The organism is Streptomyces sp. AB3(2024) (assembly GCF_041862025.1).
Classification (GTDB): domain Bacteria; phylum Actinomycetota; class Actinomycetes; order Streptomycetales; family Streptomycetaceae; genus Streptomyces.
In genome coordinates, this window is sequence record NZ_JBGWAB010000200.1 from 1 (window position 1) to 9,420 (window position 9,420).

The 9,420-nt window shown below is 71.2% G+C and carries 9 protein-coding genes and 1 pseudogene; all 10 read right to left on the minus strand.

Going from position 1 to position 9,420, the window contains the following annotated elements; all coding sequences use genetic code 11:
* Window positions 1-297, minus strand: a pseudogene (locus ACEPPI_RS38260) (hypothetical protein); the annotation flags it as partial.
* A gap of 359 nt (window positions 298-656) precedes the next feature.
* The gene (locus tag ACEPPI_RS38265; protein ID WP_356223126.1) at window positions 657-1,040 is read right to left on the minus strand and encodes a DUF6113 family protein; all 384 of its coding nucleotides are present in this window, start codon (window positions 1,038-1,040) and stop codon (window positions 657-659) included.
* Complete coding sequence (gene mshB / locus ACEPPI_RS38270; RefSeq protein WP_373919870.1) at window positions 1,037-1,960, minus strand: N-acetyl-1-D-myo-inositol-2-amino-2-deoxy-alpha-D-glucopyranoside deacetylase; 924 nt, start codon at window positions 1,958-1,960, stop codon at window positions 1,037-1,039. Before mshB ends, ACEPPI_RS38265 begins: the two co-directional genes overlap by 4 nt.
* A gap of 37 nt (window positions 1,961-1,997) precedes the next feature.
* Window positions 1,998-2,192 (minus strand): hypothetical protein, encoded by a 195-nt coding sequence (locus ACEPPI_RS38275; RefSeq protein ID WP_136213899.1) that lies wholly within the window; start codon window positions 2,190-2,192, stop codon window positions 1,998-2,000.
* Between the two features lie 379 nt (window positions 2,193-2,571).
* Window positions 2,572-3,621, minus strand: a complete 1,050-nt coding sequence (locus ACEPPI_RS38280) for an ABC transporter ATP-binding protein (RefSeq protein WP_373919871.1) — start codon at window positions 3,619-3,621, stop codon at window positions 2,572-2,574.
* Window positions 3,614-4,588, minus strand: a complete 975-nt coding sequence (locus ACEPPI_RS38285) for an ABC transporter ATP-binding protein (protein WP_373919872.1) — start codon at window positions 4,586-4,588, stop codon at window positions 3,614-3,616. The genes ACEPPI_RS38280 and ACEPPI_RS38285 overlap by 8 nt, the downstream gene beginning before the upstream one ends.
* Before the next feature lie 15 nt (window positions 4,589-4,603).
* Window positions 4,604-5,614 (minus strand): ABC transporter permease, encoded by a 1,011-nt coding sequence (locus ACEPPI_RS38290; RefSeq protein ID WP_373919873.1) that lies wholly within the window; start codon window positions 5,612-5,614, stop codon window positions 4,604-4,606.
* Complete coding sequence (locus ACEPPI_RS38295; RefSeq protein ID WP_373919874.1) at window positions 5,607-6,530, minus strand: ABC transporter permease; 924 nt, start codon at window positions 6,528-6,530, stop codon at window positions 5,607-5,609. Before ACEPPI_RS38295 ends, ACEPPI_RS38290 begins: the two co-directional genes overlap by 8 nt.
* 31 nt (window positions 6,531-6,561) lie before the next feature.
* On the minus strand, window positions 6,562-8,199 hold the full coding sequence (locus ACEPPI_RS38300; protein ID WP_373919875.1) for an ABC transporter substrate-binding protein: 1,638 nt from the start codon (window positions 8,197-8,199) through the stop codon (window positions 6,562-6,564).
* Between the two features lie 107 nt (window positions 8,200-8,306).
* Window positions 8,307-9,245: a GNAT family N-acetyltransferase gene (locus tag ACEPPI_RS38305; RefSeq protein WP_373919876.1), complete on the minus strand. Its 939-nt coding sequence runs from the start codon at window positions 9,243-9,245 to the stop codon at window positions 8,307-8,309.
* Window positions 9,246-9,420 lie beyond the last annotated feature (175 nt).

Genomic DNA, 9,420 nt, shown 5'->3' on the forward strand with positions numbered 1-9,420 from the left:
AGGGACTACCAGCGGCACATCCTGACGACGGTCCGCGTGGTCGACCAAAAGGACAACACCGCGGCCGCCCCGGGGCGCCGGCGGCCCGCCGCGCGGCGGGGCCTGGGCCGGTGCCTGGGCCGGGTCGGCCTCGGTCCGTTCCGGAGCGGAGCCGCCCGCGGCGGTCCCCTTCACCGGCTTGCGTACGACCACCGGCGGGATCGGCCGCGAACCCGGGATGTTGATCCGGATCCGGGTCGTCAGGGTGGTCTCGGTCTTCGGCCCGTCGGTGTCGGGCGTGGACGGGTTCGACGTCACAGGGTTCTCCTCCGGGGCGCTCGTCGCGCCGGGCCCGAATGGCACAGTCGTGGACGGGTGCTGGCCGGTTCCGTACGGCGGCGTACCCGAGGGGTAGGCGGCCCCACCGTGCCCCTGGGGCCCGGGGGACGAACTGTCAGTTTCACGACTCAAGGCAGGTTCTCCCGGTTGGCTCCGCCGCCCGTCTTTACCGTGCGCGGGCAGCTCGGCGGCCCGTCCACCATACTGGCCGCCGCCCGCACGCAACTGTCCCCCGGGAATCCCAGGTTCCTCTTCGCTCCCCGCACGCCCCCTCCCGAGGGCCCGTCAAACCCCCTCAACCCGTCCCCGATCGGCGAGCGGCGGAGTTCAGCGACCCGTCAGCCGCGCGGCCGGGAGGCCGAAACGGGCCCCTCCACCGGGCCGCGCATCGTGGCGCAGATCACAGCGATCACACTTCCCCCCAAAAGGTATGCGTACATACCGATTCCGGAGGAACCCAACAGGAAGTCCCCTTCGGGGCGGGGGAGGGTGAGCAGGACGTACGACAGGAACCAGCCGGCCGCCGCCGCACCCACTCCGGCCCCCGCGCCGGTAGCGATCCGGGAGCCGAGGAACAGGCCGAGCAGGGCCAGCAGGGCCAGCAGCAGCCCGGCCGGGAACCACAGGTCCAGCACGAGCCAGCCGGCCGCGCCGGTGAGGGCACCCGCGACGAGCAGGCCGAGCAGGGCGGCGATCCGCCCGGGGGTCCAGGGCGTGGTCATGCGCGCACCCCCGCGAAGAGGTCCCGCTCGCGCGTGCCGACCGGGGCTCCCGGCTCGCCCGCGGCGAGTTCGTAGTACTCGCGGACGAACAGGGGCTGGGCCAGGTCGTTGGAGAGGGCGAAGAAGGGGCCGTCCAGGGCGATCTGGGTGACGTGCGCGCGCATCGCGGCCGCCTTGGCCGCCGCCCATCCCCGCCCGCCGCCGTCGCCTTCGCCGTCACCGCCGCCGTCGTCACCGATCTCGGCGGTGATCCGCTCGTCGTCGACGACCCCGGGGACGTCCTGCGGGCCCGCGACGCCGGGGAAGGAGGCCCCGGTGGCGCGCAGCCGGGCGAAGCCCTCGTCGACGACCGAGCGCGGGACCCGGTTCCAGTACAGCTTCGCGACCGCGTGCGCGGGGCCGAGCTCCGGCCGGTGGGCGGGGTCGGCGGCCAGCTCCGCGCCGCGCGTGGCGACGCGGTGGGCCTGGATGTGGTCGGGATGGCCGTAGCCGCCGTCGGGGTCGTAGGTGACGAGGACCTGCGGCCGCAGTTCCCGGATCACCTCCACGAGGTACCCGGCCGCCTCGTCCAGGTCGGCGGACCAGAAGGCGCCGGGGCGGGTGTTCTGCGGGGCGCCCATCATCCCCGAGTCCCGGTAGCGGCCGGCGCCGCCGAGGAAGCGGTGGTCGGTGACACCGAGCTCCTTCATGGCAGCGGCGAGCTCCCCGACCCGGAAGGGGCCGAGGGTGTCGTCGCGGTCCGGCGCGAGGTGGGCGAGCTCGGCCGGGATGACCTCGCCCTCCTCGCCGAGCGTGCAGGTCACCAGGGCGACGTGCGCACCCTCGGCCGCGTACTTGGCCATGGTGACGCCGTTGTTGATCGACTCGTCGTCCGGGTGCGCGTGCACGAGGAGCAGACGACGGGCGGGAAGACCGTTCATGGGGTCAGCCTACGAGCAGGACCGCGCGGCCGCGCCCCTACAGCTTGAGGCCACTGATCATGCTCGCCACGTTGGACGTGAGCTGGCTGAGCGTCGGAGCGATCGTCGAGCTCGCCAGGTAGAACCCCAGCAGCACGCACACGAAGGCGTGCCCTGCCTTCAGTCCCGACTTCCGGACCAGAAGGAAGACGACGATCGCCAGCAGCACCACGGCCGAGATCGAGAGTGCCACGGCGTTTCACCTCCACGTCGAGCGGACATCGGTACGCGTACTCGTGCTCGGCGAAGTCATACCCACCGTGCGCTACGGATCATAACTATCCGTACCAGCGCATCGATCGAATTCCGGCAGCACGAGGGGCGCATGCCGCGCACGCCCGGGGGCACGCGGGGGCCGGGCGGGAGGACGTCGCGTCGCCCCGGGCGCCCCCCGGGGCCCGAACGGCCACATCCCACCCGTCCGCGCGGCCCGGAACTCGGGGCAGACGGGGTCAAGTCGCCCACGCACAGAGCGTGTTGCCATGGCCGGAACCCGACCGCGGCGCCGTGTGCACGGTGGCGAAAAATAATCGCTCGAACGGCCGGGGGCCGGTGGACGGGCCGGCCGGACGCTACGCGTCGGCGTCCCTCGGAGGCACCGGCGGGGGCGGCGCCACCTGCTTCTCGGCCGCGAAGTGACAGGCCGACGGGTGGGCCGCGGGCCCGGACGGGAAGGCCTGCGGGACCGTCGGCAGCGGGACCTCCACGGCGCAGCGCGCCTCGGCCTTCCAGCAGCGGGTGCGGAAGGGGCAGCCCGAGGGCGGGTTGGCCGGGGAGGGGACGTCACCGGAGAGGATGATGCGCTCGCGGCGATCGCGGGCCCCGGGGTCGGGGACGGGCACGGCGGAGAGCAGGGCCTGGGTGTACGGATGGGTCGGGTGGTCGTAGATCTGGGAGTCGGTGCCGGTCTCGACGATCCGGCCGAGGTACATGACGGCGACCCGGTCGGAGATGTGCCGGACGATCGAGAGGTCGTGCGCGATGAACACGTACGAGAGCCCGAACTCGCCCTGGAGGCGCTCCAGCAGGTTGACGACCTGGGCCTGGACGGAGACGTCGAGCGCGGAGACGGGCTCGTCCGCGACGATGACCTCGGGCTTCAGCGCGAGGCCGCGGGCGATGCCGATGCGCTGGCGCTGGCCGCCGGAGAACTGGTGCGGGTAGCGGTTGATGTACTCGGGGTTCAGGCCGACCACGTCGAGCAGGTCCTGGACCCTGCGCCGCCGGTCGCCCTTGGGGGCCACCTCGGGATGGATCTCGTAGGGCTCGCCGATGATGTCGCCGACCGTCATGCGCGGGTTCAGCGAGGTGTAAGGGTCCTGGAAGACCATCTGGATGTTGCGGCGGACCGCCTTCAGGGCGCGCCCGGACAGCTTGGTGATGTCCTGGCCCTTGTACGAGATCGCGCCCGCGGTCGGGCGTTCCAGGTTGACCAGCATCTTGGCGACGGTGGACTTCCCGCAGCCGGACTCGCCGACGATGCCGAGGGTCTCGCCGGCGGCCAGGCCGAAGGAGACCCCGTCGACGGCCTTGACCGCGCCGATCTGCTTGCGGAAGAGGATGCCCTGGGTGAGCGGGTAGTGCTTGACGAGGCCGCGGACCTCCAGGATGGGTTCAGCCACCGAGGCACTCCTTCCAGAAGAAGCAGGCGCTGGCCCGGTCCGGGGCGATCTCGGCCAGCGGCGGGACCTCGGCCCGGCAGGCGGCCTGGGCCATCGGGCAGCGCGGGTTGAAGGCGCAGCCGGCCGGGATGGCGAGCAGGTTGGGCGGCAGGCCCTTGATGGCGTAGAGGTCCTGGCCCTTCTGGTCCAGGCGCGGGATCGAGTCCAGCAGGCCGCGGGTGTAGGGGTGGGCGGGGGCCGCGTAGAGGTCGTGGACGGGGGCGTGCTCGACGATGCGGCCCGCGTACATGACGGCGATCTTGTCCGCCACGTCGGCGACGACGCCGAGGTCGTGGGTGATCAGGATCAGACCCATGTTCATCTCGCGCTGGAGCTCCGCGAGCAGGTCCATGACCTGGGCCTGGACCGTCACGTCGAGGGCCGTCGTCGGCTCGTCGGCGATGATCAGGTCGGGCTCCAGGGCCAGCGCCATGGCGATCATGATGCGCTGGCGCATGCCCCCGGAGAACTGGTGCGGGTAGTCCCCCACCCGCTGCCTCGCCGCCGGGATCCTGACCCGGTCCATCAGCTCCACGGCCTTGGTCCTGGCGTCCTTGCGGGACATCCCGCGGTGGACCTCGTACATCTCGCCGAGCTGGGCGCCCACGCTGAGCACGGGGTTGAGGGAGGAGAGGGCGTCCTGGAAGATCATCGCCATTCCGGCGCCGCGCACCCTGCGCCGTTCCTCCTCCTTCATCCTGAGGAGGTCCTTGCCCTTGAAGAGGATCTCGCCGCCGGCGATGCGGCCCGGCGGGACGTCGAGGATTCCCATCACGGCCTGGGCGGTGACGGATTTGCCGGAGCCGGACTCGCCGAGAACGGCGAGCGTCTCGCCTTCGTCGACCGAGTAGTTCACCCCGTTGACCGCTTTCGCGACGCCGTCGCGGGTCTTGAACTCCACGTGCAGGTCGCGGACTTCGAGCAGCATCTGGCGGCTCACTCCTCAGCGCAGCTTGGGGTCGAGGGCGTCGCGCACCGCGTCGCCGAGCATGATGAAGGCGAGCACGGTCAGGCTCAGGGCGCCCGCCGGCCAGAGCAGCATGTGCGGGGCGTTGCGGATCTGGGAGGCGGCGTTGGAGATGTCGATGCCCCAGGAGACGGTGGGCGGGCGCAGTCCGACGCCGAGGAACGACAGGGTGGCCTCCAGGGCGATGTAGGTGCCCAGCGCGATGGTGGCGACGACGATGACGGGGGCCACGGCGTTGGGCGCCACGTGCCGCAGCAGCATGCGGCCGTTGCCGGCACCGAGGGCGCGGGCGGCCTGGACGTAGTCGTTCTGTTTGGCGGTGATGACCGAGCCGCGGGCGATGCGGGCGATCTGCGGCCACCCCAGCAGCACGATGAAGCCGACCACGGGCCAGACGGTGGTGCTGGTGACGACGGAGAGGAACACCAGGCCGCCGAGGACGACGGGGATCCCGAAGAAGATGTCGGCGACGCGGGAGAGCACGGCGTCGCCCCAGCTGCCGAAGAAACCGGCGAGCCCGCCGAGCGCGGAGCCCAGCAGGGCGGCGCCGAGGGTGGCGCAGACTCCGACGGTGATGGAGGCGCGGGCGCCGTAGACGGTGCGGGTGTAGACGTCGCAGCCCTGGGTGTCGTACCCGAAGGGGTGGCCGGGCTCGGGGCCCTGCTGGGACTTGGACAGCCGGCAGTACAGGGGGTCGCCGCTCGCGATGAGCTGGGGCCAGATCGCGATGACCACCAGGAAGAGGATCATCAGGGAGGAGATGATGAAGACGGGGTTGCGGCGCAGCTGGTGCCAGGCGTCGGACCAGAGCGAGCGGGCCCTCTCCCGCGGTCCGGTGTCGGGTCCGGGGGGCCGCTCCAGGCTCTCGCCCTCCTCCACGGCGAGGTCCATGGGCCCTCCCTGACCGGTGGGCGAGACCGCCTCGCGCGGACGTGGGCCCACGGGGTCGTACATGGGGGGGCCTTCCGGACGCTCGGGGTCAGGCATACCGGATCCTCGGGTCCAGGACCGCGTAGAGCAGGTCGACGAGCAGGTTCGCCAGCAGGAAGACGATCACGAGGATGGTGACGAAGCCGACCACGGTGGGCGAGTTGTTGCGCAGGATGCCCTGGTAGAGCTGGTAGCCGACGCCGTGGATGTTGAAGATCCGCTCGGTGACGATGGCGCCGCCCATCAGGGCGCCGATGTCGGTGCCGATGAAGGTGACGACGGGGATCAGGGAGTTGCGCAGCAGGTGTCGGGTGACGACGCGGTGGCGCGGCAGGCCCTTGGCGGTGGCGGTGCGGACGTAGTCGGCCTTGGCGTTCTCGGCGATGGAGGTGCGCGAGAGCCGGGTGACGTAGGCGAGCGAGACGAGGGCGAGGACGATGCCCGGCAGGATCAGCTCGTTGAAGGGGGCGTCCGGGGAGACGGTGGGCCGTACCCAGCCCCATTTGACGCCGAAGAGGTACTGGAGCAGGTAGCCGGTGACGAAGGTGGGCACCGAGATGACGACGAGGGTGAGCACCAGTACCGAGGTGTCGACGGACTTGCCCCGGCGCAGGCCGCTGACGACGCCGAGGGTGATGCCGACGACGACCTCGATGACGATCGCGACGATGGTCAGGCGCAGAGTGACCGGGAAGGCCGAGGCCATCAGGTCGGTGACGCTCTGTCCGTTGAAGGCGGTGCCGAAGTCCCCCTGGAAGATCTGGCCCATGTAGTGCAGGTACTGCTTCCACAGGGGCTGGTCGAGGTAGAGGTCCTTGCGGATCCGTGCGGCGGTGGCGGGGTCGGGGGCCTTGTCGCCGAAGAGGGCCGCCACCGGGTCGCCGAGCGCGTACACCATGAAGAAGATCAGGAACGTGCTGCCGATGAACACCGGGATCATCTGGAGCAGTCGCCGGATCACGTAACGTCCCATGGACTGCTCCAGGATCGATCCGAGGGGTGGGTCAGCTGACCTTGATCTGGTTGTAGACCGGGACGCTGAACTGGTTCAGGGCGACGTCGGTGATCCGCTCGGAGTGTCCGGCGCTGCCGTTCTGGTACCAGAGGGGGATGGACGGCATCTGCTCCGCGAGGATCTTCTCCGCGTCCTGGAACTTGGCGATCGCCTTGGGGGCGTCGCTCTCCTGGTTGGCCTCGTCGACGAGCTTGTCGAAGTCCGGGTTGCTGAACTTGCCGTAGTTGGAGGAGGCCCCGGTGTAGTAGAGCGGCTGGAGGAAGTTCTGGATCAGCGGGTAGTCGGCCTGCCAGCCGGAGCGGAAGGGGCCGGTCAGCTTGTAGGCGCTCTGCTGGTTCCTGAAGTCGGCGAAGGTGCCGATCGGGTTGACCGTGCAGACCGGGCCCTCGCCGATCGCGTTGTTGATGCTGTTGCAGACGGCGTCCATCCACTCGCGGTGCGAGCCGGTGTCGACGTTGGAGGTCAGGGTGACCTTCCCGCCGGGCAGGCCGCCGCCCTCCTGGATGAGCTTCTTGGCGGCGGCCGGGTCGTACTTGCAGGCGTCGCCGCAGAGGGTGGCGTTGAAGCCGCCCTTGGCCCCGAGGGCCGGGGAGGTCCAGTCCTTGCCCGGCGTACGGGTCTCGCGGAAGATCTGCTGGGTGATCTCGTCGCGGTTGATCGCCATCGAGATGCCCCGGCGGACCTTCTCCATGCCCTCCTTGCCCCACTGCGGGTCGTAGAGCGGGAAGGTGAGGGTCTGGATGATGAGGGCCGGCTGGTTGATGTACCGGTCGCCGAGGTCGTTCTTGACGTTCTTGAGCTGCTGCGCCGGGATGTCGTCGACCAGGTCGAGGTTGCCCGAGATCAGGTCGGTGTAGGCGGTGTTGTTGTCGGTGTAGACCTTGAGGTCCACACCGCCGTTCAGCGCCTTGTCCGCACCCGTGTAGCCGTCCCACTTGCGCAGCTTCATCCCGGTGCCCTTGGTGTACGAGTCCACCGTGTACGGGCCGTTGCCGATCGGCTTGTTCAGCCAGCCGGCGTGGTCGGTGAAGAAGGCCTTGGGCAGCGGCGAGAAGGCCTGGTAGCCGAGGGTCTCGGGCCAGGTGGAGAACTTGTGCTTCAGGGCGACGGTGAAGGTCTTGGGATCCTTGACGACCAGTCCGGACATGGTCTTCGCCTTGGGCTCGCCGGTCGCCGGGTGCACGTCCTCGTAGCCGACGATGTCGGAGAAGAACGGCGAGTTGTTCTGCTTGTTGCGCACGTCCGCGCCGTAGTTCCAGGCGTCCACGAAGGACTGGGCGGTGACCGGCTCGTCGTTGCTGAACTTCCAGCCGTCCTTCAGCGTGATCGTGAAGTTCTGACTGTCCGTGGTGTCGATCTTCTCGGCGAGCATGTTCACGGCCTCGCCGGTCTTCGGGTCGTAGCGCTTGAGGCCCCGGAAGAGCATGTCGAGGACCTTGCCGCCCTGCACCTCGTTGGTGTTGGCGGGCTCCAGCGGGTTCTGCGGGTCACCCCAGGAGGAACTGACGATCCCTTCGGCACCGCCACCGCCACCGCCGCCGTTGTCGCTACCGCCGCCGCAGGCCGTCGCCGCGAGGGCGACGGCCACCGCACATGCGGCCCACTTGGCGTGGGTGGCTCCGCGCATGGAGTGCCTCCTAGGGGTACCGAGACTCGCTTCGGGGCCAATGTCACCCCATGTGGGTCCCTGCACACCCATGGTTGGACCGATTGCACCCTCGCGTCCCCCGGCTGTCACCCCTGCGAGTGCAAAGGCAGCTCCCAGGTGTCCACGGCGTAGTGCGGTCGCATGCCGTGCGCTTCGTACAGCCCGAGTGCGCCGGTCTCGTTGCCGGTGTCCACGCCGAGGCCCACCGTGTCGCGGCCGCGGGCGGCGTACGCGGCGAAGCCGTGGCGGAGCAGGAAGCCTCCGACACCCCGGCCGCGCAGCCCCTCGCGTACGCCGATGTGACTGATCCAGCCCATGCTGGTGCGGTCGTCCCGGGTGAGCAGCACGGCCGTGTCGCCCGCCCCGGGCAGGCTCGCGATCCACACCAGCGACCAGTCGAGGGCGCGGGCGTCGAGGTGGTCCAGCCAGGGTTCGTACGCGCGCGGGGCGTGCCCGAAGTGGGCGGCGAAGGTCTCCTCCACCAGGGCGTGGGCGCGGCGCCGGTCGGACCCGTCGGCCCCGCAGTCGCGCAGGGTCAGCCCCGGGGGCGGCACGGGCGGGGCGGCGTCGGCCGGGGTGAGCCGACGGGTCATCACCTGGTGGCGGCGCACGGTGCGGTAGCCGCGCCCGGTGAGGAGGGCCGGGTCCAGGGTGGGGTCGGCGCCCAGCTGCAGGCGCAGGCGCGGGCGGTCGGCCCCGGCTGCCATCGCGCGGGCGCGGGCCTCCATCAGCTCCAGCAAGCGGCGGGCGGCCCGGGGCTCGCCGGGCAGTACGTAGTGGTCGCCGTCGATCCGGCCCGGTCCGGAGTCGTTCCAGACGAGGGCGTAGGCGACGGGCCGGCCGGCCCGCAGGGCCAGCCAGGAGTCGGTGGCCAGGTCCACCCCTGGGTGGTTGAGGTCGGCCAGGGCGGTGCCCAGGTCGGTCTCGGGTCTGCCGATCTCGATGACGTCCACGGCGTTGAGCAGGGAGCAGATGTCGGAGGCGTCCCCGGGGCCGGCGGGCCGGACGGTCAGCGTGTCGCGCATCCGCCCACTGTCGGCGTCGCCCGCGGCCGGCCGCAACCGGCTTCCGTCCTGCGGACGGGAACGCGCCGGGGGGGGGGGGGGGGGGGGGGGGGGGGGGGGGGGGGGGGGGGGGGGGGGGGGGGGGGGGGGGGGGGGGGGGGGGGGGGGGGGGGGGGGGGGGGGGGGGGGGGGGGGG